Annotated in this window: 18 protein-coding genes; 13 read left to right on the top strand and 5 right to left on the bottom strand. The window is 66.3% G+C overall.

Annotation, left to right across the window (positions count from 1 at the left end):
- Positions 1-108 precede the first annotated feature (108 nt).
- From AC25M7_RS04930 to AC25M7_RS04915, 4 genes are all read right to left on the bottom strand, one after another.
- Positions 109-1,083: a PDR/VanB family oxidoreductase gene (locus AC25M7_RS04930; RefSeq protein ID WP_069017797.1), complete on the bottom strand. Its 975-nt coding sequence runs from the start codon at positions 1,081-1,083 to the stop codon at positions 109-111.
- 57 nt (positions 1,084-1,140) lie between these two features.
- Positions 1,141-2,262 carry an aromatic ring-hydroxylating oxygenase subunit alpha gene (locus tag AC25M7_RS04925; RefSeq protein WP_088852147.1) on the bottom strand — a complete coding sequence of 374 codons (1,122 nt, stop codon included), beginning with the start codon at positions 2,260-2,262 and terminating at the stop codon, positions 1,141-1,143.
- Between the two features lie 121 nt (positions 2,263-2,383).
- Complete coding sequence (locus tag AC25M7_RS04920; RefSeq protein WP_280092620.1) at positions 2,384-3,982, bottom strand: BCCT family transporter; 1,599 nt, start codon at positions 3,980-3,982, stop codon at positions 2,384-2,386.
- Between the two features lie 250 nt (positions 3,983-4,232).
- Positions 4,233-5,324: a tartrate dehydrogenase gene (locus AC25M7_RS04915; RefSeq protein ID WP_028689262.1), complete on the bottom strand. Its 1,092-nt coding sequence runs from the start codon at positions 5,322-5,324 to the stop codon at positions 4,233-4,235.
- Positions 5,325-5,418: 94 nt separating this feature from the next.
- Here AC25M7_RS04915 and AC25M7_RS04910 point away from each other — a divergent pair, with 94 nt between their 5' ends.
- The 8 genes from AC25M7_RS04910 to AC25M7_RS04875 all read left to right on the top strand — a co-directional run bounded on the left by AC25M7_RS04910 (position 5,419) and on the right by AC25M7_RS04875 (position 14,352).
- Positions 5,419-6,330 (top strand): LysR substrate-binding domain-containing protein, encoded by a 912-nt coding sequence (locus tag AC25M7_RS04910; protein WP_486970790.1) that lies wholly within the window; start codon positions 5,419-5,421, stop codon positions 6,328-6,330.
- Positions 6,331-6,503: 173 nt separating this feature from the next.
- Positions 6,504-9,335 (top strand): xanthine dehydrogenase family protein molybdopterin-binding subunit, encoded by a 2,832-nt coding sequence (locus AC25M7_RS04905; RefSeq protein WP_486970789.1) that lies wholly within the window; start codon positions 6,504-6,506, stop codon positions 9,333-9,335.
- On the top strand, positions 9,328-9,867 hold the full coding sequence (locus AC25M7_RS04900) for a (2Fe-2S)-binding protein (RefSeq protein WP_028689265.1): 540 nt from the start codon (positions 9,328-9,330) through the stop codon (positions 9,865-9,867). The genes AC25M7_RS04905 and AC25M7_RS04900 overlap by 8 nt, the downstream gene beginning before the upstream one ends.
- Positions 9,868-9,869: 2 nt before the next feature.
- Positions 9,870-11,084 carry a c-type cytochrome gene (locus AC25M7_RS04895; RefSeq protein ID WP_486970788.1) on the top strand — a complete coding sequence of 405 codons (1,215 nt, stop codon included), beginning with the start codon at positions 9,870-9,872 and terminating at the stop codon, positions 11,082-11,084.
- 3 nt (positions 11,085-11,087) lie between these two features.
- Positions 11,088-12,059 carry an XdhC family protein gene (locus tag AC25M7_RS04890; protein ID WP_486970787.1) on the top strand — a complete coding sequence of 324 codons (972 nt, stop codon included), beginning with the start codon at positions 11,088-11,090 and terminating at the stop codon, positions 12,057-12,059.
- Complete coding sequence (locus AC25M7_RS04885; RefSeq protein ID WP_028689268.1) at positions 12,056-12,619, top strand: nucleotidyltransferase family protein; 564 nt, start codon at positions 12,056-12,058, stop codon at positions 12,617-12,619. The genes AC25M7_RS04890 and AC25M7_RS04885 overlap by 4 nt, the downstream gene beginning before the upstream one ends.
- A 171-nt stretch (positions 12,620-12,790) precedes the next feature.
- Entirely contained in the window at positions 12,791-13,645 is an 855-nt protein-coding gene (gene hchA / locus AC25M7_RS04880) for a glyoxalase III HchA (RefSeq protein ID WP_486970786.1), read from the top strand.
- A gap of 5 nt (positions 13,646-13,650) precedes the next feature.
- On the top strand, positions 13,651-14,352 hold the full coding sequence (locus AC25M7_RS04875) for a PA1136 family autoinducer-binding transcriptional regulator (protein WP_051555633.1): 702 nt from the start codon (positions 13,651-13,653) through the stop codon (positions 14,350-14,352).
- Between the two features lies 1 nt (position 14,353).
- On the opposite strand, the gene AC25M7_RS04870 is transcribed toward AC25M7_RS04875, so the two are convergent.
- On the bottom strand, positions 14,354-15,346 hold the full coding sequence (locus tag AC25M7_RS04870) for an NAD(P)H-quinone oxidoreductase (protein WP_486970840.1): 993 nt from the start codon (positions 15,344-15,346) through the stop codon (positions 14,354-14,356).
- Between the two features lie 180 nt (positions 15,347-15,526).
- On the opposite strand from AC25M7_RS04870, the gene AC25M7_RS04865 reads away from it, so the two are divergent.
- The 5 genes from AC25M7_RS04865 (at position 15,527) to AC25M7_RS04845 (ending at position 22,368) form a co-directional block, all read left to right on the top strand.
- A complete protein-coding gene (locus AC25M7_RS04865; protein ID WP_062364453.1) occupies positions 15,527-16,396 on the top strand; it encodes a LysR family transcriptional regulator in 870 nt (289 codons plus the stop codon).
- Positions 16,397-16,520: 124 nt separating this feature from the next.
- Complete coding sequence (gene qhpR / locus AC25M7_RS04860) at positions 16,521-17,525, top strand: AraC-like transcriptional regulator QhpR (protein WP_028689273.1); 1,005 nt, start codon at positions 16,521-16,523, stop codon at positions 17,523-17,525.
- Positions 17,526-17,615: 90 nt separating this feature from the next.
- The gene (locus AC25M7_RS04855) at positions 17,616-18,980 is read left to right on the top strand and encodes an NAD(P)/FAD-dependent oxidoreductase (RefSeq protein WP_230962654.1); all 1,365 of its coding nucleotides are present in this window, start codon (positions 17,616-17,618) and stop codon (positions 18,978-18,980) included.
- A 205-nt stretch (positions 18,981-19,185) separates the two neighbouring features.
- Positions 19,186-20,523: a DUF1329 domain-containing protein gene (locus tag AC25M7_RS04850; protein ID WP_028689275.1), complete on the top strand. Its 1,338-nt coding sequence runs from the start codon at positions 19,186-19,188 to the stop codon at positions 20,521-20,523.
- An 18-nt stretch (positions 20,524-20,541) separates the two neighbouring features.
- Positions 20,542-22,368 carry a DUF1302 domain-containing protein gene (locus AC25M7_RS04845; RefSeq protein ID WP_207852668.1) on the top strand — a complete coding sequence of 609 codons (1,827 nt, stop codon included), beginning with the start codon at positions 20,542-20,544 and terminating at the stop codon, positions 22,366-22,368.
- Positions 22,369-22,397 lie beyond the last annotated feature (29 nt).

Below are 22,397 nucleotides of genomic sequence, written 5' to 3'. Positions count from 1 at the left end.
CAAGTCCGCGTAGGACGTTTCTCTGATTTTCCTTTTCAGCGCTTATTGGCAGTATTCAATTACATCTCACCGGCGAATCCGCGCGGGCAGGCGATTCGCCGCCGAGCCTCAAAGATCCAGCACCAGCCGCGCCGAGCGCGCCCGCGAGACGCACAGCATCAGGGTCTGTTGCGAGGCTTTCTCCTCGTCGCTCAGGTACTGGTCGAAATGCTCGGCCTCGCCTTCGAGGATCGCCGTCTCGCAGGTGCCGCACACGCCTTCGCGGCACAGGCACTCGACCTTGGCGGCCTTGGATTTCTCGATGGCCTGGAGAATGGTCATGCCTTCCTCGACGGCCAGCTCTGTGCCGGAGCGCGCCAGTACCACGGTGAACGCCGAGCCTGCGGTCGGCGCGGCGGCGGCGAACTGTTCCCAATGCACGCGGGACTCGGCGATGCCGGCGGCGGCGGCGCTGGCGATTACCGCGTCGATCAGCGGCTTGGGCCCGCACACATAGAGATGGGCGTCATCGGTGAGCCCCGCACAGAGCGCGGCGAGGTCGAGCTTGCGCCCCAGGCTGTCGATGTAGAAGCGGGTGTTGCCGGCATGCGGGCCTTGCGCCAGGTCGCCCTGGAAGGCGCCGTGCTCGGGGGCGCGGAAGGCGTAGTGCAGCTCGTAGGGGGTGGCGCCGCCTTCGAGCTCGTGCAACTGCGCCAGGAACGGGGTGATGCCGATGCCGCCGGCGATCAACACGTGGCGTCCCGCCTTGGGGTCGAGGGCGAACAGGTTGTTGGGGGTGGAGATGGTCAGCTCGCTGCCCACTTCGACCTGCTGGTGCATGAACGCTGAACCGCCCTTGGACTGCTCCTCCAGCCGCACGCCGATCTGATAGCTGTGCAACTGGCGCGGGTCGCTCATCAGCGAGTAGGCATTGCTGAACTGGCTGCCGCAGGCCGACTGCATCTGCACGATGACATGGCTGCCGCCGCTGAAGGCGGGCAGGGCGGCGCCGTCGGCGCGGGCCAGGGTGAAGCGCTTGATCTGCGGCGTGGCCTGTTCCACGCCGGTCACGCGCACCTTGAACATTTCGTATTGCTTGGCCATGGCGTACCTCGACAACGAAGCCCCGCGCCAGGCCCTGGCGCGGGGCGGGGAGCGTGTTCAGTCGTCCAGGTGGGCGACGGCGATCAGGTTGTGGAAGTGGGCGATGCCGTGCTCGCTCACGCCGCTGCGCTGCGAATCGACCATGATCCGCCCCTGGCCGCGGTAGCCGCGGGACTTCAGGCCCTTCTGCACGCTCTCGACCAGGCGTAGGTCCTCGGGACGGAACACCTCGCGGTACCAGTCGATCAGCTTGCGCTGCTCCTCGGTGAGGTCCTTGTTGAGGAAGTAGATGTCGTAGTGCTGCAGGGTGGTTTCGGCATCGACCGGGAACTCGTAGATCACGGTCATGAAGTTGGCCCCCGGCGGTACGTTGAACATGGTGCACGGCCAGGCCCAGAAGCCGGCGAAGGACGGGTCCTTGACCGTTTCATCGAACGTGAACGACTGCTCCGACGGTTTGGCCAGGCCGTACTGCAGGGTCCAGTTGCCGTGCAGGCTGTGGCTGTACTGGCCGACGTCCACCGAGTCGGAGAAGCCGGGGTGGGCCGGGGCGCAGTGGTAGCACTCGAGGTAGTTGTCGACGATCGACTTCCAGTTGGCCGGGGTGTCGCTGACGAAGCGCGCGGCCAGGTGCAGGTCGTCGATCACCGCGCAGGCTTCGCGCATGCGCTTTTGCATGCCGGGCAGCTGGTCTTCGACGGAACCGGCGTCGTTGTCCATGTTGATGAAGATGAAGCCGGCATACTCTTCGACGCGCAACTGCACCAGGGTGGAGTTGTCCTTGTCGAAGTTGGCCACGTTCTCGCAGTTGCGCGCGTGGGCCAGTTCGCCGTCGAGCTTGAAGGTCCAGGCGTGGTACGGGCAGGTGATGACGTTCTTGGCCTTGCCGCTGCCTTCGAGCAGTTGGTGGCCGCGGTGCGGGCAGACGTTGTAGAAGGCGCGCAGCACGTCGTCGCGGCCACGCACGACGATGATGCTTTCGCCGATCACCTGGCGGGTGATGTAGGCGTTCTTCTCGGCGACTTCGCTGCGGTGGCCGACGCAGATCCAGCTGCGGGCGAAGATCGCTTCCTTCTCGTGCTCGAAGACGGCGGCCTGGGTGTAGAACGTGGCCGGGAGGGTGAAGGCCACTTCGGGGTTGGCGCAGAAGTCGGCGGGCAGGCGTTTGAAATCGTTCATGGTTCTATCTCTGTTCTTATTGGTTAACGCGTATCTGTTGGTTAACAAGCTGGGCAAAAAAATTTGTCGCAGGTTTGGCAATGTGAGAGCGGGCTTACCCGCTCCCACGACAAATCCAGACTCAGTGCACTGCCGCCGCGCTGCGTGGTGCCTGCATGGGTGGCTCTTCTCCGGCCAGGCGGGTGGCCTCTTCCTCGATGCGGTACGCCGGCACCTGGCCGTAGTCGGCCGCCAGCCACTTGAAGAAGCCGTAGATCTTCACCAGCAGGATCACCATGAACGGGATCGCGGTAAGCACCACGGCGGTCTTCATGGTCGACAGCGAGGCCTTGGCGAACAGCATGGCCAGCGGCACCAGGGTCAGCACCACGCACCAGAACAGGCGCAGGGTCGGGCTCGGGTCCTCGCCCTCGCGCAGGTTGCGGGTGCTGGTGGCGGCCACGGCGTAGGCGGCGGCGTCCATGTGCGAGGCGCAGAACACCGCCATGATGAACAGGTACGCGGCGAGGAACAGCGTGCCCCACGGCAGGGCCAGCAAGAGGTCGGTCACCGCCGCTTCGCCACCGAGGGTGCCGAGCAGCTTGGGCACGTCGATCTGGCCGTTGATGAACTGGTGCATGCTGTAGCTTTCCAGCGCGCCGAAGAAGAACCAGCAGCCGAAGCTGCCGCCCAGCAGCAGGGCGAACACCACTTCCTTGATCTGCCGGCCGCGCGAGACGCGGGCGACGAACATGGCCACGCCCGGCGCGTAGGACACCCACCACAGCCAGTAGAACACCGTCCAGTTGCGGGTGAAGGCGCCGTCGCCGGCCGGGTCGGTGAACAGGCTCATCTGCACGTAGTGCTGCAGCATCAGGCCGATGGAGTTGGCGGTATTGTTCAGGGTGAACTGGGTCGGGCCGACCAGCAGGACGATGGCGGCGAACACCAGGGCGCCGATGCAGACCATCTTCGACAGGCGCTGCAGGCCGCCGTCGATGCCGATGTACGAGCTCAAGGAGAACAGCAGCGCCACCGCGCCGATCACCAGCAGTTGCACGGTGAAGGTGTTGGGGGTGCCGGCCAGGTCGGCAAGGCCACGGGTCAGGGTCGAGGCAGTGAGCGCCAGCGACACGGTCAGCGCGCCCATCATGGTCAGCAGGAAGATCAGGTCGACGGCGCGCCCGACGGGGCCGGTGGCCTTGAAGCCGGTGACCGCCTCGATGATCGAGGCCAGGTTCAGGCCACTCTTCTTGCGCACATGGAAGTGGTAGGCCATGGCCAGCGAGGCCAGGGCGTAGATCGACCAGGCGCTGATGCCCCAGTGGAAGAACGAGTAGCTGACGCTGTACTCCAGGGCCTTGGCCGACATCGGCGCGATGTTCAGGCCCGGGGTCTGATAGTAGTAGGCCCATTCCATCACGCCCCAGTACAGGGTCGAGGAGCCCATGCCGGCGCAGATGAACATGAACACCCAGGTGGTGGTGGAGTACTCCGGCTTGCCGGCGCCCAGGCGGATGTTGCCGTATTTGCTGAAGGCCAGGTACAGCACGGCCAGGGAACTGCCGAACACCAGGACCTGGACGCTGGTGCCGAAGGTGCGGGTGGCCACCTCGAACAGCTGGTTGGCCAGGCTTTCGGCCTGGGCGGGGAAGGCAGCAAGGCCGATCACGGTGAGCAGCACGGCCAACAGGCTCACGGCGATCAGGAACACATCGATCTTTTTGTTATTGGGGGACATCAATTGTCTCCTGGAGCATTTTTTTTGTAGTAGGCGTCAGGCGTTTGGGAAGTCCGTATCGAAGCTGGGTTTTCCTTTCTGTTAACTGGTGGGTAACAAGTATCTTGTGGTTTACAGATTCTGCATTGAATCGAAGTGGGTGGCAATAGGATCGTCGGACAATCCGGATGGTTGGGTGGCAAGCCCGCTCCCCCCATGCAGCGCATCTTCCTGTTGGAGCGGGGTTGCAGCGCGATGACCTGACGCCGACTCAGGCCCCGAGCAGCGCGGCGATGGCCTTGCCTACTTCCTGGGTCGAGCGACTGCCGCCCATGTCGCGGGTGGTGTCGCCGTTGGCGATTACTGTCTCGATGGCCTTGAGGATGTCGTCGTGGGCCGCCTGGTAGCGCGCGTCGTTGTCGGCCTGGCCGAGGAACTCGAGCATCAGCGCGCCGGACCAGATCATCGCGATCGGGTTGGCGATGTTCTTGCCGTGGATGTCCGGCGCCGAACCGTGCACCGGCTCGAACAGCGACGGGAACGTGCGTTCGGGGTTGAGGTTGGCCGACGGCGCGATGCCGATGGTGCCGGCGCAGGCCGGGCCGAGGTCCGAGAGGATGTCGCCGAACAGGTTGGAGGCCACCACCACGTCGAAGCGTTCCGGCTGCAGCACGAAACGGGCGCAGAGGATGTCGATGTGCTGCTTGTCCCAGCTGATCTCGGGGTAGTGGGCGGCCATGGCGGCGGTGCGCTCGTCCCAGTAGGGCATGCTCACGGCCATGCCGTTGGACTTGGTCGCCGAGGTGACGTGCTTGCGTTCGCGGGTCTGCGCCACGTCGAAGGCGTACTTGAGGATGCGGTCCACGCCACGGCGGGTGAACACCGACTCCTGTAGCACGAACTCGTTGTCGGTGCCTTCGAACATGCGCCCGCCCAGGGACGAATATTCACCCTCGGTGTTCTCGCGGATCACCACGAAGTCGATGTCGCCGGGCTGCTTGTTCGCCAGCGGGCAGGGCACGCCGGGGAACAGGCGCACCGGTCGGATGTTCACGTACTGGTCGAAATCGCGGCGGAACTTGAGCAAGGATCCCCACAGCGAGATATGGTCAGGGACTTTGTCCGGCCAGCCGACGGCGCCGAAGTACAGGGCGTCGAAGCCCTTGAGCTGGTCGAACCAGTCGTCTGGCATCATCTTGCCGTGGGCCAGGTAGTAGTCGCAGCTGGCCCATTCGAAGAACTCGAACTCAAGGTTCAGGCCGTGCTTGCGGGCGGCGGCCTCGACCACGCGCAGGCCTTCGGGGAGGACTTCGTTGCCGATGCCGTCACCGGGGATGGCGGCGATCTTGAAGGTCTTGGTCATGGGGCGCCTCTCGTGTTCAGGGAAGATGCGGCCATGCTATAAGGCTGTGCTTCGGAGATAATCCGGCAATCCATCAATTCTTGGTGCACGAATCGTGAATAATCTGCCGAGCCTGGACGACCTCGACATCTTCCTGCAGGTGGCTCGCCGTGCCAGCTTCGCCGCGGTGGCCGACGAGCGTGGCATGTCGGCGGCGTTCGTCAGCAAGCGCATCCGCCTGCTGGAGGACAGCCTCGGCGTGCGCCTGCTGCACCGCACCACCCGGCGGGTGACGGTGAGCGAGGAGGGCGAGCGGGTGTATCAATGGGCGCAGCAGATCTTCGAGACCCTTCAGCGCATGGACGACGATCTCAACGCCGGCCAGCGCGAGCCGGTCGGTCAGTTGCGCATCGCCAGCAGCCTGGGCCTGGGGCGACGCTTCGTGGCGCCGGCGCTGTCGGAACTGGCGGCGCGCTACCCGCGCCTGGACATCCGTCTGGATGTGCACGACCGCCTGGTGGACCTGATCGCCGAAGGCGTCGACCTGGACATCCGCGTGGGCAACGTGATCGCCCCTCACCTGATCGCCAAGCCCCTGGCGCGTAATCGCCGGGTGCTCTGCGCGGCACCTTCGTACCTGGCCGAGCATGGCGCGCCACGGGTGCTGGCGGACCTGGCCAGCCATGACTGCCTGGTGATCAAGGAGCGCGACCACCCATTCGGGCTGTGGCACCTGGAAGGGCCGCAGGGCGAGGAGAGCGTGCGGGTGACCGGCGCGTTGTCGAGCAACCATGGCGAGGTGGCGCACCAGTGGTGCCTGGATGGGCGCGGCATCCTGCTGCGCTCGTGGTGGGACGTGCACGACAGCATCGCCGAGGGTCGGCTGGTGCAGGTGCTGCCGGACTACCAGCAGGCGGCGGATATCTGGGCGGTGTACACCGCGCCGTTGGCCGGTTCAGCCAAGGTGCGGGTGGCGGTGGAGTTCTTCCGCCAATACTTCGCCGAGCGCTATCGCTTGCCGGATTGAGCCTTCGCGGCGCGATCGCGCCCCCCCGCGACAAGTTGTCTGCTTGACTTGCAGTGGCACTCTACGATCGCTAACTTGACTTCGTAGTCAGTTTTTGTGATCGTGCGCGCCCTCCCAGTTTTCAAGCACCAGAAAAAGCATGGGCAGCCCAAGAGCTACCCAGAGGATCAACCATGTCCAACCGTGATATTTCCCGGCGCTCGTTCCTGCAAGGCGGGCTGGTCGCCGGTGTCGGCGTGACCCTGGCGCCGCTCGGCAGCCAGGCCTTCGCCGCCCTGATGGAAAGCAAGGTCACCACTTCGCCGCAGAAGTGGATGAACCACGACGGCAAGGCGCGTTTTCGTAACGATGCGTTGTCCAAGGTCTGTGGCAACAAGGTGTTCGCCCGCGACATTCGCGCCAAGGACATGCCCGGCTGGCCGCAGCAGCAGGGCCACGCCATGCTGCTCAAGGCCACCAAGGCCGACCGCCTCTACGCAGGCTACGACCTGTCGCTGCTGGGCGCCGAGCTGCAACCGGACCGCATCGTCACCGCCGACGACCTGAAGAAGGACGGCATTGCCTGGCCCGAGGCCCATTCGCCCGATCCGCTGCTGCCGCCGGGCCAGGTACCAATGTTCATCGGCCACCCGGTGGCGATCCTGATCTGGAACGACTTCGAGCGTTTCCGCAAGGCCAAGCTCAAGCTGCAGTTCAACGACCAGGCGATCCGCTACGGCGCCCAGGCCCCGCTGTACCAGCGCGACCCCTACGGCAGCTTCCGTTTCGTGCGCGTGGGCGGCAAGACGCCGTTCGACGAGGACGAATACTCGAGCCTGAAGAACACCATGCTGTTCCCCACCATCCTGGCGCGCAAGCCGGTATGGACCGCCGAGCCCAAGCAGCACGGCAACCTCACCGAGCAGGGGATGTTCTACGCCCAGCGCATCGACGAGCAGCTCAAGCAGCCGCCGGAAGACTGGCTGCTGTTCGACGAGCGCTACAAGACTCCGTCGATCGAGCCCGCGGCCCTCGAGCCGGACAACGGCAACGGCTGGTTCGACCCGGCCACCGGCACCCTGCATTTCGTCGTGGCCACCCAGTGCCCGTTCGAAGTGGCGCAGGAATGCGTGCACATGATCAAGCCGTCGCGTTTCGGCCTGAAGCACCTGAACATGCACCCGGGCTACACCGTTGGCTACGGTTCCAAGGACAACAACATCTTCGTGTTCTACGCCGCCGTCGCCGCGCTGTACGGCGCGGGCGTGCCGATCCGCCTGGCCAACGACCGCTACGAGCAGTTCCAGAGCGGCATCAAGCGCCACCCGTTCGACATCCGCTATCAGCTGGCCGTCGACAAGAAGGACATGAGCTTCAAGATCTTCCGCGCCGACATGAGCGTCGACGGCGGCGGGCGCATCAACTACAGCCCGTCGGTGGCCGCCGTGGGCGCCACCGCGGCGCAGTCGATCTACTACATGCCGCAGAACGACCTGTCGGTGACCGCGTACCATTCCCGTGGTGTCGAGGCCGGCTCCATGCGCGGCTACGGCACCCTGCAGAGCATGGCTGCCACCGAGATGATGGTCGACGAGATCGCCGACCGCCTGGGTGTGGACGCCATCGAGCTGCGCCGCAAGAACGCGCTCAAGTCGGGCATGAAGAACACCCAGGGCGCGGTGCCCGCCGGTGCCCTGCGTCTGCACGAGATCCTCGACAAGGCCGCCGCGCACGACTGGTGGAAGAACCGCCAGGCGCGCAAGCAGGCCGAGGACGCCAAGGACCACGACAACTGGTATGGCGTGGGCTTTGCCATCACTCAGAAAGACTTCGGCACCGGCTCCGAGGCGCCGATGGCGGCGGTCGAGTTCAGCGCCGATGGCCGCATCAGCCTGCGCCATATCGGCACCGAGCTGGGCACTGGCATGTCCACCTCCCAGGCCCTGGTGGTCAGCGACTTCCTCGGCCGTGTCGCCGACGAGGTCATGACCGCCCAGACCAAATGGCCGGAGCTGGCGCTGACCACCAGCGGCAACCCCTACCTGATCAGCCAGGCCGAGCAGGACGCCGCACTGCGCAACCCGCGCTGGGTCGGCAAGCTGGCCTCGCCGTCGTCGGCGACCAACTCGGCGTTCTACTTCAGCCACGCCACCCGCGAAGCGGCCCGCGTGCTGTTCAACCACGGCCTGTGGCCGGCGGCCATGGCCCTGTGGAGCCAGGGCCCGTATGGCGGCCAGGCCAACCCGTTGGTGGTGCGCCGCGAGAACGCGGTGTGGGTCAACGGCGAGCTGACCGGTAATGGCCTGGCGCCGATCCCGTTCGCCACGCTGGCGAAGAAAGCCCACGAAATGGGCCTGGTCACCGGCGTCAGCGTGCACGGTTTCAACCGCTGGAGCTGGGCCGAGGCCGACTTCGTCATCGACGGCGTGCGCGAGCGCCTGCCGCTCGATGCCGTGGCGGTAAAGTACGGCGACGGCGCGGTGAACGCGAAGAAGGCGCAGATGAACAGCGCCGGCTTCCACCTGCTTGACCGGCAGAACGCCGAATACCCGGCCACCCAGCTGAACAACGCCATGGTCACCTACTACAGCCCGGTGGCGACCATCGTCGAGGTCAAGGTCAACAAAGGCAGCGGCGAGGTGACGGTGCTCAACCACCACAGCTGGGTCGAGTGCGGCCGGGTACTGGTGCCGGAGCTGGTCAAGGGCCAGCTCGAGGGCGGCATCGCCATGGGCATCGGCCATGCGCTGCTGGAGGAAATGCCGCTGTACGAGGGTGGCCCGGGCGAGGGCGACTGGAACTTCAACCGTTATCGCCTGCCGATGGCCAGGCATGTGGCGGTGTGGAAGCAGACCTCGGAGATCCTGCCGCCGTTGTCGCCGACCGACCCGTCCAAGGGCATCGCCGAAGTGGTGATGATCCCGGTGGTCGGCGCCATCGGCAATGCCGTGGCCCATGCCATCGGCAAGCGCGTGCGCGACCTGCCCATCACCCCCGCCCGAGTCAAGGAGGCCCTCAATGGCTGACCGCAAGCTGCAACTGACCCTCAACGGTCAACCTGTCGTCACCGAAGTGGTCCCCGATGACCTGGCGATGATCGACTACCTGCACGAATACCAGAACCTTACGGGCTCGCGCCTGGGCTGTGGCCAAGGTATCTGCCATGCCTGCGTGGTAATCGTCGACAACCCCGACGGCACCAGCGAAGAGGTGCGCACCTGCATCACCGGCGCGCATTACTTCGAGGGCAAGAAAGTCCGCACCATCGAAGGCCACGCCAAGCTCGACGAAGCCGGCAATCCGGGCGAGTTGAACCCGATCCAGCAGAAGTTCGTCGATCGCTTCGCCTTCCAATGCAGTTACTGCGCGCCGGGCTTCGTCAACGCCGCCACGGTGCTGGTGGAAAAAGCCCAGCGCAAGCCGCTGAAGCAGAGTGAGCTGGAGGGCGCCATCGAGGCCAGCCTCGGCCACCATGTGTGCCGCTGCACCGGCTACGTGCGCTACTACGAGGCAACCCGCGAAGTGCTGGGCGACCTCGGCCTGGTCAAGGAGGGCTGAGCATGACGCGCATTCTGAGCAGCCTGGCGCTGGCCATCGGCGCACTGGTCGCCTGCAACGCCCAGGCGGCGGACGAGGCCTTGATCAAGCGTGGCGAATACCTGGCCCGCGCCGCCGACTGCATGGCCTGCCACACTGCCGAAGGCGGCGCGCCCTATGCTGGCGGCCTGCCGATCCATTCGCCGTTCGGCACCATCTACGGCACCAACATCACCCCGGACAAGCAGTACGGTATCGGCAACTACAGCAGCGACGAGTTCTTCGCCGCCCTCACCGAGGGCAAGCGCAAGGACGGCGCCAACCTGTACCCGGCCATGCCGTACACCTCGTACCACCTGGTCAAACGGGAGGATTCCGACGCGATCCATGCCTACCTGATGAGCGTGGCGCCGATCAACCGTCCGGCCCCGCAAACCAGCCTGAGCTTCCCGTTCAACGTGCGCACCGGCCTGGTCGGCTGGAACCTGTTGTACGGCAAGAGCGTGCAGCTGGAGGAGGGCAAGGGCAACAGCGAGGCGTGGAAACGCGGCCAGTACATGGTCGAGGTGCTCGGCCACTGCGGCGAGTGCCACACCCCGCGCAACCCGATTGGCGCGCTGCAGCAGGACAAGCGCCTGACCGGCGGCCTGCTGTTGGGCTATCTGGCGCCTAGCCTGCTGGCCCAGGACCTGGCCGACCGTGGCTGGAACCATGCGGATCTGGCGACTTTCCTCAAGCACGGTGTCAGCGCCCAGGGCAGCATGTTCAACGAAATGTACCCGGTGGTGCACCACAGCACCCAGCATCTGCAGGACAGCGACCTGTCGGCCATGGCCACCTACCTGCTCGGCGACCAGCCGCCGGCGGCCAAGGTGGTGGTGCAGACAGTCGCCCACGAGACCATGGGCGAGAGCGCCAAGCGTGGCCGTCAGCAGTACCTCAACGTCTGCGCCGGCTGCCATGGTGGCGAGGGCGAGGGCAAACCGCACATCGCCGTGGCCATGCGCGGCAACACCGTGCTGCGCCAGGCCGACTCGCGCAACCTGGTCAAGGCCATCGTCGATGGCATCCGCGAGCAGCAGTTCACCGGTTTCGAGCGGATGCAGCCGATGCCGGGCTTCGCCGACAAGCTCGACGACGGGCAACTGACCGACATGGTCAACTACCTGCGCGAAGCCTGGGGCGGCCTGCCGGGCGACCTGACCACCCAGCAGCTGGCCCAGCTGAAGGCGGACTGACCCGTGCAGCATCTCGACCTGCAGGTGGTGCGCCAGGCGGCGCAGTGGTCGCGTGACGGCTTGCGCGTGTGGCTGTGCACGGTGCTCTGCACCTATGGCTCGGCGCCTCGCGCGCCGGGCTCGCTGCTGGCGGTCAACGACCAGGGGCACTGGGTCGGCTCGCTGTCCGGCGGTTGCGTCGAGGAGGACTTCCTCGAACGCGTCGCCGCTGGCGAGTTCGCCGCGGCCGTCACCATGGTGCGCTATGGCGACGGCAGCGACACTCGCGGCAACATCCACCTGCCCTGCGGTGGCATCCTCGATGTGCTGGTGGAGAACCTGCCGGGCGACTGCGCGACCCAGACGCACCTGGGCGAGCTGGAGGCGGCCTTGCTGGGCCGCCGCCGGCTTGTGCGCGAGGTCGACCTGCGTACGGGTGAACGCCGGGTGCAGGACGACCACAGCCAGGGGCCACGGGTGGAGCAGGGCGGCGCATGCGTGCGCCTGCGCGTCGGCGCCGCCCAACGGCTGTTGCTGGCCGGCTACTCCAGTGTCGCGCACTTCTGCGCCGAGTTCGGCAAGGGCCTGGGTTTCGAGGTGGTGCTGTGCGACCCTCGCGACGAGGTGATGGACAATGTGGTGCTCGACGGGATAGAAATCCGTCGGGAACTGCCCTCGCTGTTCATCGCCAACGGTGGCTGCCACCGCGACACGGCGGTGGTGGCGCTCACCCACGACCCGAAGATCGACGACCTGGCCATGCTCGAAGCGGTACACACCGAAGCGTTCTACATTGGCGTAATGGGCTCGCGGGCCACCTCGCAAAAGCGCCGTGAACGCCTGCGCCGTATCGGCGGGCTCGGCGATGCCGAGATGGCGCGCATCCATGCCCCCATCGGTCTCAACCTGGGCAGCAAGACGCCGGCGGAGATCGCCCTGGCGGTGCTCGCCGATATCTTGCGCACCCGTAGCGGCATCGCCCGCGAGGCCTTGTGAGCATCGTCGCGTTGGTGTTGGCGGCCGGCCAGGGGTCGCGTTTCGGCGCGGACAAGCGCCGGGCCGTGCTGGGTGATGGTCGTAGTCTTTTGCAGCACAGTGTCGAGCACGCCCTGGAGGCGTTCGACGACGTGCGCGTGGTGCTGCGCGCTGGCGAGCGGGGCGAGGACCTGGGGTTGCCGGCGGACTGCCGGATCATCCATAGCCTCGATGCCGGGCTGGGCATGGGCCATAGCCTGGCGGCGGGCGCCGCCTCGCTGGATGACAGCGAGGCACAGGCGGTCGCCATCCTGTTGGGGGACATGCCATGGATCCTGACCGCGACCTTACGGCGGTTGGTCGAAACCGCTGGCCCTGCGGTCATCGTGGTGCCGCGTCATCAGGGGCAGAATGGGCATCCGGTGCTGTTCGGGCGCAACTACTGGCCTGAACTCGCACTGATGACCGGTGATGAGGGCGCGCGTTCGGTGCTGCAACGGCATCGGCAACAGTTGCGGTTGGTCGAGGTAGACGACGCAGGGGTATTGCGCGACGTCGATACGCCCGCCGCGCTCGGCTAGACTGCCCGGAGTTCATTCGCAGCCTTTTCGCGACACAAGGCCGTTCCAGGGACCGCGCGGTCCGATGAAGCGATGCCACAGGCGCCATTGAGGGAAAACCCTCATTGCCGCTGATCCGGTGGCCTCCTAGCATGGATCCGGTCAACCCCCCCCAGGCACAGGAGCACAATCATGGCCAACAGCAGCGACGACAAACGCCCGACCCCCGATCCGGCCGAGGACAACGCCTTTTTCCCCTCGCCGTATTCCCTCAGCCAGTTCACCTCGCCCAAGTCCGACCTCAGCGGCGCCGACTACCCCGACGCCTACAAGGGCGGACGCTGGAAAATCCTCTTGATCGGTGCCGACGAGCGCTACCTGCTCACCGACAACGGCACGCTGTTCTCCACCGGCAACCATCCCGTGGAAACCCTGCTACCCATGTATCACCTGGACAAGGCCGGCTTCGCCTTCGATGTCGCGACCTTGTCGGGTAACCCGGTCAAGTTCGAATACTGGGCCATGCCTCGCGAGGACCAGCAGGTGCTCGGCCTGTTCGAGCGCTACAAGCCCGCCTTCAAGCAGCCGCGCAAGCTCGCCGAGGTAATCGACAGTGCCCTGGGTGACGACTCGGACTACATCGGGGTGTTCATTCCCGGCGGTCACGGCGCGTTGATCGGCCTGCCGGAAAGCGAAGAAGTCGCCCAAGTGCTGAAATGGGCGGCGGACCACGACAAGTTCGTCATCACCCTGTGCCACGGTCCGGCGGCGCTGCTGGCCGGCGGCAAACTGTTCGATGGCTACAAGATCTGCGCCTTCCCCGATGAGCTGGACGCCAAGACCCCGGACATCGGCTACATGCCCGGCCACCTGACCTGGAAGTTCGGCGAGCGCCTGCAGGCCCAGGGCGTCGAGATCGTCAACGACGGCATCTCCGGCGCCGTCCACCAGGACCGCCGACTGCTCACCGGCGACAGCCCGCTGGCCGGCAACGCCTTGGGCAAGCTGGCTGCCGCGGCCTTGCTCAAGGCGACCAACGGCGGGTGAACGGCATGCCGTTCGACGAGGTGGTACAGGCGGTCCGGCAGATCGAGCAGGCCACCACCCTGGCGACGATCCAGACGGCCGTGCGCACGTTCGCCCGGCCGCTGGGCTATGACCGCTTCGTGCTGTTCAGCGCCAGCGCTGCGCGGGACGAGGTGGTCGAGCGCATCCACTGGGTGGAAGGGGACTGGTTCGGCGACGGCCAGGTGGTCGATGCCCGGACCTACGTGCGCCATTGTCCGGTGACCCGCCATCTGCTGGCAGCCCGTGAAGCGTTCTTCTGGAGCAAGCAGCCTGGCGACGAAGGTGAACGCTATCGGGTGGTTCGGTTGCCCGGCGGGCCGGGCATCCATGGCCTGCAGGTGCCGGTGTTCGGCCCGGCAGGCCTGGAGGGCGCGATGAGCCTGGGCGGTGTGCGCATCGACGCTTCGGCGCCGGCGCGCCTGGCCCTGACCCTGCTGGCCAACGCGGCGTTCCTAGGCGCCCGGCGGCTACTCGAGGCACCGCCCGGCGAGGGTCAGCTGTCGGCGCGTGAGCGCCAGGTGCTGGCCTGGACCGCCGCCGGGCAACGCCAGGCCGATATCGCCGCCACCCTGGGCCTGTCGGTGCGCACCGTGGAAAACCACCTGCGCGCCGCTCGCCGGCGCCTGGGGGTGAGCACCACCGCCCAGGCGATCAGGATCGCCCTGGGCAGCGGCGCGCTCGACTGACTCAGCCGTTGTGCGCAACCTGCAACACCACCTTGCCGATATGCCGGCCAGACTCCATCAGGGCATGGGCCTGGCTGGCCGCTGCCAGCGGGAAGGTCGCGTGGATCAGCGGCTTGACCGCGCCGCTGCGCACATGGGGCCAGGCCTTGGCCTGCAGATCCTCGAGGATCGCCGCCTTGTCGTCGGCGCTGCGTGCACGCAACGTCGAGCCGATATGGGTCAGGCGCTTGGTCAGCAGGGGGAACAGGTCGACCTCGGTGGCCGGGCCCTTGACCACGCCGATCTGCACGATGCGCCCATCCATGGCCGCGGCCTTGAAATTGCGGGCCACATAGTCGCCGGCGATGATGTCGACGATCACGTCGACGCCCTTGCCGTCGGTGTGCAGCATGACCTGTTCGACAAAATCCTCGCGGGTGTAGTCGATGGCCACGTCGGCGCCCAGCTCGAGGCTGGCGGCCTGTTGCCCTGCGCCGTTGACCGTGGTGAAGATCTTCGCCGCGCCCAGGGCGCGGGCCAACTGTGTGGCGGTGGTGCCGATGCCGGACGCGCCGCCGTGGATCAGCACGCTTTCACCGGCTTTGAAGCCGCCGCGCTGGAACAGGTTGACCCAGACGGTCATGAAGGTTTCCGGCAAGGCCGCGCCCTCGACCATCGACAGGTTGTCCGGCAGGTGCGCGGTGGTGCGCTCGTCGGCCACGGCGTACTCGGCATAGCCGCCGCCCTGGACCAGGGCGATCACCGCGTCGCCCACGGCAAAATGGCAGACCTGTTCGCCGAGGGCCACGACCCTGCCGGCGATCTCCAGCCCCGGAATGTCCGGCGCGCCGGCGGGCGGATCGTAAAGACCCTTGCGCTGCAGCAGGTCGGGGCCGTTGACGCCGGCGGCATGGACCTGGATCAGCACCTCGCGGGGGCCTGGTCGAGGCGTGGCGTGGGTGGCGGCCTGGAGGACCTCGGGGCCTCCAGGCCGGGTGATGTCGATGGCGGTCATGTGAGTGGGGATGTGACGCATGAAGACCTCTGTCATTCTGAGGAAAGGCCGCTTTGGCCCGGTGCGTAACAGGGTATGAAACCCGCGTCGTGCGGTCGCGCGGCGATTTTGCGACGCACCTTTGCAGATTTTCTTCAGGCGCCGCGATGCCTGCGGGCCGACAAGTAATGGAGTGAGCCAATGAACTGGGATGACGCCCGCATGCTGCTGGCCTTGAGCCGCGAACTGACCCTGCGCCGCGCCGCCCGGGTACTGCGCGTCGACCAGGCCACCGTGGGTCGGCGGGTGGCGGCGCTGGAGGCGGACCTTGGCGCGACCCTGTTCCTGCGCACCCCCGCCGGCTACCAGCTCACCGCCACCGGCGAAGTGGCCGTGGAAATGGCGCAGAAGATGGAGCAGGCCGCCCTGGAACTGGCCCGCCGCACCCGGGGCAGCGACAACGAACAGGCCGGCGAGGTGCGCATTGCCACCACCGACTCCCTGGCCCTGGAATTCGTCATCCCGGCATTGCGCCGCTTGCACGAGGAACACCCCGAGGTGCGCATCGTGCTCAGTGGCAGCTCGGAGATCGTCAACCTGTCGCAACGCGAAACCGATATCGCCATCCGCAACCAGCGCCCGGACAACCCCGACCTGGTGCTGCGCAAGCTGGCCAGCTGGCAGATGGGCCTGTTCGCCTCGGCGGACTACCTGGCGCGTCGCGGTGTGCCGCAGGAGGGCAGTTTCGCCGGCCACGACCTGGTGGTGTACGAGCCGTACTGGCGTGACCGCGGCGCACCGACCCTGGTGGACGTGCCCATGGGCGAGGGCCGGGTGGTGATGGCGGCCAATGCCAGCATGATGCTGCGCCGGGGCATCGCCGAGGGCTTGGGCCTGGGCGAGATTCCCGTGGCGCTCGGGCAGCGTGACGGCCTGCGACGGGTCTGGCCGCAGCGTACGCGCAGCCAGCCTTACGAGGTGTGGATGGTCACTCACCAGGACCTGCGCCACACGGCCAGGGTGAGGGCGGTGATCGATCACCTGGTGCGGGCGTTTGCCCCACCTCAGTAACAATCGGTTACAGTCGCTGTGAGCGACCACACGCCCCCTGTAGGCGCGGACTCATCGGCGATGCGCCGCCCGGTGGCGCCTTTTCCTGATCCTGGCACTCTAAAAACGACCTGCGAAGAACAACATGAAATCAGTGCGCACCGTCCTCTCGGAAAACTTCTTCCGCCGTTTCAGGACCACCTTCGCCCCGCACCTGGAAGCCCTAGGCATCGACCTGCCGCTGCTGGAACGCGCCGATATCGAAATCCCTGGCGACCAGTATGTCGCCCTGTGGGAAGCGGCCGGCACCTGCAATCCGGCCGTCGGCCTGACCCTGGGCAGCCAGACCGAGGCCGACGATATCGGTGCCCTGGGCCACGCCTTGCATTGCGCGCCCAGCGTGGAAAAGGCGCTGATGACCCTGCACACCTATATCGTGGTGTTCGCCCAGGAGTCGTCCATCGACTACAGCTGCGAGGGCCGCCAGCTGCGCATCACCTACCAGGTCACCGACAGCACCGTGGTCAACCGCCGCCAGGACGCCGAGTTCGCCATCGCCACGATCCTGCGCCAGTTGCAACTGATCACCGCCAGCCCGGTACGGCCGCTGCGGGTGGACTTCGAGCACTCGCGCCCGGCGGACGTGTCGATGCACAAGCAGTTGTTCATGTGCCCGTTGTTCTTCAGCCAGCCGACCAACCGCATCACGCTGCCCGCCGAGGTCCTGCAACTGCCGGTGGCGCGAGGCAATGAGCGCCTGTTCATGGCCCTGGAGCCGTACCTGCAGCAGGCGCGTGAGCAGCGCAGCATCAGCGACGAATTGCTGCCCCAGGTCACCCGCATGATCGCGCTGGGCATGGCCAGTGGCGTGCCGTCACTGGATGAGGTCAGCGAGTGCATGGGGCTGAGCCGGCGTACCCTGCAACGTCGGCTCAAGGACCAGGGCATCGAGTTCTCTGTGCTGGTGGAGGAGGTGCGCCGTGACCTGGCGCTGGGCTACCTGAATCATTCCGACTACTCGATGACGCAGATTTCTCTGCTGCTCGGCTATGCCGAATCCGGCTCTTTCACCCGGGCGTTCCGGCGCTGGACCGGGCAATCGCCGCAGCAGTTCCGCCAGGCCGGGCGCGGGCCTGGCACGGGGTGCTGAAAATCTGGCGTCCGTGGTCAATCACGTTGCCGCGCCACCCGATAGGCTCGGAGGGACCGCATGTCTGTGTGCGAAACCCGAGAGTCCAGCATGAACGACAACAACAACGACGCTGTGCATGAACATCGCTCCTTCTGGCAACACGACTACGGCGCCTACGCGCCCAATACGCGCCTGACCGAAGACCTCAAGGTCGATGTGGCGGTGATTGGTGGAGGTTTTACCGGGCTCAACACTGCCTGGCAGTTCAAGCGCGACAACCCCGGTGCCCGGGTGGTGGTGCTGGAGGCGGCCTTGATCGGCTTCGGCGCCAGCGGGCGCAATGCCGGTTTCAGCACCAAGCTGTTCGGGCTGGAGCCGGAACTGGTGGTGCTGCGCTGGGGACGGCAGAAGATGATCGACGCCCACCACTACCTTGAAAAGGCCGTGGCCTATACCCGTGAGGTGATCGACAGCCACGGCATCGATTCTGATTACCGCCATGCCGGGCTGGTGCGGGTCAGCTATTCGCCGCAGCAGGTAGCGCGCCTGGGCAAGACCCTGGAGCTGTACGACTCGCTGGGGCTGGCGGCGGACATGCGCTGGCAGGACAGCGACGCGCTGCGTCAGCAGTACGCTTCGCCTCGGTTGTTGGGCGGCATTCGCGAAGCCGAGACCGGCTACCTCGACCCTTGCAAGCACGTGCGCGGGCTCAAGGGCCTGGCAGCTTGCGCAGGGGTGCGTATCCATGAGGCGACACCGGTGCTCGATATCGACAACCGCGGCGTCGGTATCGTGTTACGCACGCCCGTGGCCAAGGTGACCGCCGACAAGCTGGTGATCGCCACCAATGCCTACTCACGGCAGGTACCCGGTTCTCGTGTGCTGGAGCGCCGCCAGTTCCCGCTGTGGACTTACCAGGTGGTCACCGAGCCGTTGGGCGACGCGCTATGGCAGCGTCTGGGCTGGCAGGGCAGGGAGGCCTTCGGCGACAACCGGCAGATGCTGCACTATTTTCGCCCGACCGCGGACGGGCGCATCGTCATGGGCGGTGGTGATGTGCGGGCCTACACCGGCAGCGCCATGCACGAACAGCCCTCGCCGGCCACCTGGGCCCATTGCGAGACACACCTCAAGTGGATCTACCCGCAGTTACGCGACGTACGCATCGCCTATCGCTGGGGCGGGCCGGTGTCGGTCAACGCCGACATGGTCCCTGAGATCAGCTTTGTCGGCGATGAACGCATGATTTATGCCGGGGGGTGCTTCGGCCACGGCGTGGCGCTGAGCCACCTGAACGGGCGCACCATTGCCGACCTGCTGCAGGGGCGACGCAGCGAGCTGAGCGACTTCTGGATCGTCAACCGAAAGGCCATCCCGATGCCGGGCAACACCCTGTCGTGCTGGGCCGGGCGCACGGCGCGTCAGGCGCTGCGAGCCTGGGACTGGTGGGAGGAGCGCGGGCTCAAGGCCTGACACGCAGAGGGTACTTGCCTGCTGGCACCGGATGACAAACACCCTGGCGCATGCGGCCAAGCCGCTGGCCACCGCCATTGAATACTGTCTGTCACGCAGAGCCGGAAACGCATGTTGGGCCGTCTTTTGGCGGCCCCTTTTTCCGCGCCCTTGCCCGTTACGAACTGCCTTTCGATAACCACAACAATCCCGCAAGGAAAAGTTCATGAAACCACGCCCCCTGTCCCTGTTGGGCGGCGCGCTGTTGGCGCTGCTCGGAACCACCACTTCGCTCACGGCCCTTGCCGACCTTACCCCTACGGGGGCCGAAAGGGCCGGCAATGCCGATGGCAGCATTCCCGCATGGACCGGCGGCCTGACCGAGGCGCCGGCCGGCTGGTCGCCGGGCCATGGCGACCCCTATGCCGGCGACAAGCGCCTGTACTCGATCGATGCCAGCAATGTGGCCCAGTACCAGGGGCAGTTGCCGGAAGGCCAGGTGGCGTTGATCAAGGCCTACCCGGGCTATCGCCTGGACGTGTACCCCACCCATCGCAGCTGCGCCATCCCCGCCGAGGTGGCCAAGCGTACCCAGGACTTTGCCGGCCAAGCCCGCATCGGCGCTGATGGCTGGCGCCTGGAGCAGGCCGCCGGGGCCGCGGTGCCGTTCCCGCAACCGAAAAGCGGCATCGAGGTGCTGTGGAACTACAAGCTGCGCTACATGGCCAAGGGCCGCAAAGCGCAGATCTCGTTCCTGCGCCGCGAGGCGGCCGGCGGGCTCACCGAGGTGCGGCAGTGGGCCAGCGAGTACTACCCCTACAACGACCCGGCGGTCAAAACGCCCGAGGACACCGGCGATATCGAAGCCAAGCTGCTCTACGACATCCAGTCGCCGTCCTCGCGCGCCGGCGAGATGTACCTGGTGCACGCGCGCCTGGACCAGCCGCAGAACGCCTGGATCTACTTCCCCGGGCAACGCCGCGTGCGCCAGGCGCCGACCTTCGCCTACGACAATCCGATCGCCGGCTCCGACAACCTGTACTTCGTCGACCAGATCAACATGTTCACCGGCGCCCTGGACCGCTACGACTTCAAGCTGCTGGGCAAGCGCGAAGTGGTGGTGCCGTACAACTCCTACCGTCTGGTGGACAAGGCCAATACCTACGACAAGCTGATCGGCGAGCAGTACCTGGACCGTGACGCGCAGCGCTACGAAAAGCATCGGGTGTGGGTGGTGGAGGCCACGGTCAAGGCCGACAAGCGCCATTCGTTCGCCAAGCGCGTGTTCTATTTCGACGAGGACAGCTGGAGCCTGCTGCACGTGGACATGTACGACGCCAGGGGCAACCTGTGGCGGGTGCAGGAGGGCAGCCTGTGGGCCGCACCCGAGATCCAGGCCTGCACCAGCTTCGAGTACGTCAGCTACGACCTGATCGCCCGGCGTTATATCGCCGACGGCTTCACCCAGCAGGGCGCGGCCCTGGACCTCACCGCCGGCCTGCAGGGCCGGGTCAGTGACAAGTTGTTCAACGCGGGCGAACTGCGCCGTCGCGGCGAGCGCTGAGCCTCGGGAGACCACAGCATGAACAGACTCCCTTCGCGGGCATGGGCGAAGGCCGCACCGTGCCCGGCGCTGGCCTTGGCTGCCCTCGGGCTGCTCGGCGCGCAACCTTGCCAGGCCGTGACATTCGGTAGCGAGCACGGGATCTCGGGCAGCGTCGACTCGACCCTGTCCTACGGTTTCGCCAGCCGCCTGCAATCGCCCGACTGCCATTTGCTGGGCAATGACAATGGCGGTTGCAACACCGCCACCCATAACGAGCTGGGCCGTTATTACAACCTGGAGCGCGGCAATGGCTACGCCAACGCCGACATCAACTACAGCAACGCCGACGACGGCAACCTCAACTACCACAAACACGACGTGTTCTCCCAGGTGCTCAAGGGTACCCATGAACTGAGCCTGCGTTTCGGCGAGGGCTGGAGTGCCCTGGGGCGGGTGGCCTGGGCGGGGGACTTCAAAATGGACGACACCCGTCGCACCGACCTGGAGGGGCCGGCCAGGCGCGACGCGACCCAGCGCTTCGACCTGCTCGACCTGTGGCTGGCGAAAAGCTTCGACCTCGGCGATATGCCGGCCAAGGTCAAGGTCGGCAACCAGGTGATCAGCTGGGGCGCGGAGCTGTTCGTCAGCGGCGGCATCAACCAGATCAACGCCCTGAGCCTGCCCAAGTACCACACCCCGGGCACGCAGTTGAAGGAAGTGTTCATCCCCGCGCCGATGGCCTCGTTCAGCCTGGGACTGACTGACGCCCTGAACCTGGAGGGCTACTACCAGTTCAAGTGGAACGGCTATGACGTCGACCCGGTGGGCACCTATTTCTCCAGCGCCGACATCGCGGGCGAAGGGCGTCGGGCGATCTACTACCCGACGGGTTTCGTCGAAGGCCTGCAACCCGGCACCTGCGCCGGAAGCCCGACCGGCCGCTGCGGCGACCCGCTGACCAGCGGCCTGAGCCACGAGCAACTGGTGGCCAGCGGCCTGGCAGTACCCTATGGCGGCGAACGCAAGCCCGGTAACGGCGGCCAGTACGGCTTGGCCCTGCGCTGGATGGCGGAGTCGATCAACACCGAGTTCGGCCTGTTCTACCAGCGCTACCACGACAAACTGCCGTTCATCGGCTACACGGCGCGCAGCAACCCGGACGCCTTGGTGGTAGACGATTACTTCATCAACTACGGCGAGGACAAGGACCTGTTCGGCGTGTCGATGAGCACCCTGGTGGGGCCGGTGGCCGTGGCCGGCGAGCTGTCGTTCCGGCCCCACGACAGTGTGGCGATCGACCCGACGGTAGCCTTCGGGCAGGGCCTGACCGGCAGCTACAATCGCTACAGCGTGTTCGACACCGGGGTGAGCAAGGGCTTCGTCGAGCAACGCAAGTGGCAGGCTGACGTCAACGCCACCTATACCTTCTCGGGCAACGACCCGCTGGGCTTCATCCCCAACGCCCTGGGCGCCTCGGACGGCTTCCTGCTGGCGGAGGTGGCGGTCACGCGCTATCCGGGGTTGGACACCTCGGGCCGGGTGCCTTACGTGCTTCCCGACTATTCGCTGCCGGACCGTACCTCGTGGGGCTACGTCACCGAGTTCGGGCTCAACTACCCGAACCTGTTCGGCAGCGGCGTCACCGTCACCCCGCAACTGGACTTCAGCCATGACGTCAAGGGCACCACGCCCAACGCCATGCCCTTCGTCGAGGGGCGCAGGTCGCTGACCGCCTCCTTGCTGTTCAACCACCGCGACCGCTGGAAAGGCGGCCTGCAGTGGGTGCGCTACTGGGGCGGGGGCGACAACAACCTGATGGCCGACCGCGACTTCGTCAGCGGCAACATCTCCTACTCCTTCTGATCCGGCCGCCACGCGCTTGCGAGCGCGTG

The organism is Pseudomonas sp. P106(2024) (genome assembly GCF_057480815.1).
Note: the sequence above shows the minus strand (reverse complement) of the source record. Positions and strands in the feature narration are given on the sequence as shown.

Bases quoted from the DNA above. Each gene is read 5' to 3' on its own strand.
- AC25M7_RS04850 (WP_028689275.1), top strand. From the start codon at position 19,186: ATGAAACCACGCCCCCTGTCCCTGTTGGGCGGCGCGCTGTTGGCGCTG.
- AC25M7_RS04900 (WP_028689265.1), top strand. From the start codon at position 9,328: ATGGCTGACCGCAAGCTGCAACTGACCCTCAACGGTCAACCTGTCGTC.
- AC25M7_RS04870 (WP_486970840.1), bottom strand. From the start codon at position 15,346: ATGACCGCCATCGACATCACCCGGCCTGGAGGCCCCGAGGTCCTCCAG.
- AC25M7_RS04865 (WP_062364453.1), top strand. From the start codon at position 15,527: ATGAACTGGGATGACGCCCGCATGCTGCTGGCCTTGAGCCGCGAACTG.
- AC25M7_RS04875 (WP_051555633.1), top strand. From the start codon at position 13,651: ATGCCGTTCGACGAGGTGGTACAGGCGGTCCGGCAGATCGAGCAGGCC.
- AC25M7_RS04855 (WP_230962654.1), top strand. From the start codon at position 17,616: ATGAACGACAACAACAACGACGCTGTGCATGAACATCGCTCCTTCTGG.
- AC25M7_RS04930 (WP_069017797.1), bottom strand. From the start codon at position 1,083: ATGGCCAAGCAATACGAAATGTTCAAGGTGCGCGTGACCGGCGTGGAA.
- AC25M7_RS04895 (WP_486970788.1), top strand. From the start codon at position 9,870: ATGACGCGCATTCTGAGCAGCCTGGCGCTGGCCATCGGCGCACTGGTC.
- AC25M7_RS04915 (WP_028689262.1), bottom strand. From the start codon at position 5,324: ATGACCAAGACCTTCAAGATCGCCGCCATCCCCGGTGACGGCATCGGC.
- AC25M7_RS04905 (WP_486970789.1), top strand. From the start codon at position 6,504: ATGTCCAACCGTGATATTTCCCGGCGCTCGTTCCTGCAAGGCGGGCTG.
- AC25M7_RS04920 (WP_280092620.1), bottom strand. From the start codon at position 3,982: ATGTCCCCCAATAACAAAAAGATCGATGTGTTCCTGATCGCCGTGAGC.
- hchA (WP_486970786.1), top strand. From the start codon at position 12,791: ATGGCCAACAGCAGCGACGACAAACGCCCGACCCCCGATCCGGCCGAG.
- qhpR (WP_028689273.1), top strand. From the start codon at position 16,521: ATGAAATCAGTGCGCACCGTCCTCTCGGAAAACTTCTTCCGCCGTTTC.
- AC25M7_RS04845 (WP_207852668.1), top strand. From the start codon at position 20,542: ATGAACAGACTCCCTTCGCGGGCATGGGCGAAGGCCGCACCGTGCCCG.
- AC25M7_RS04925 (WP_088852147.1), bottom strand. From the start codon at position 2,262: ATGAACGATTTCAAACGCCTGCCCGCCGACTTCTGCGCCAACCCCGAA.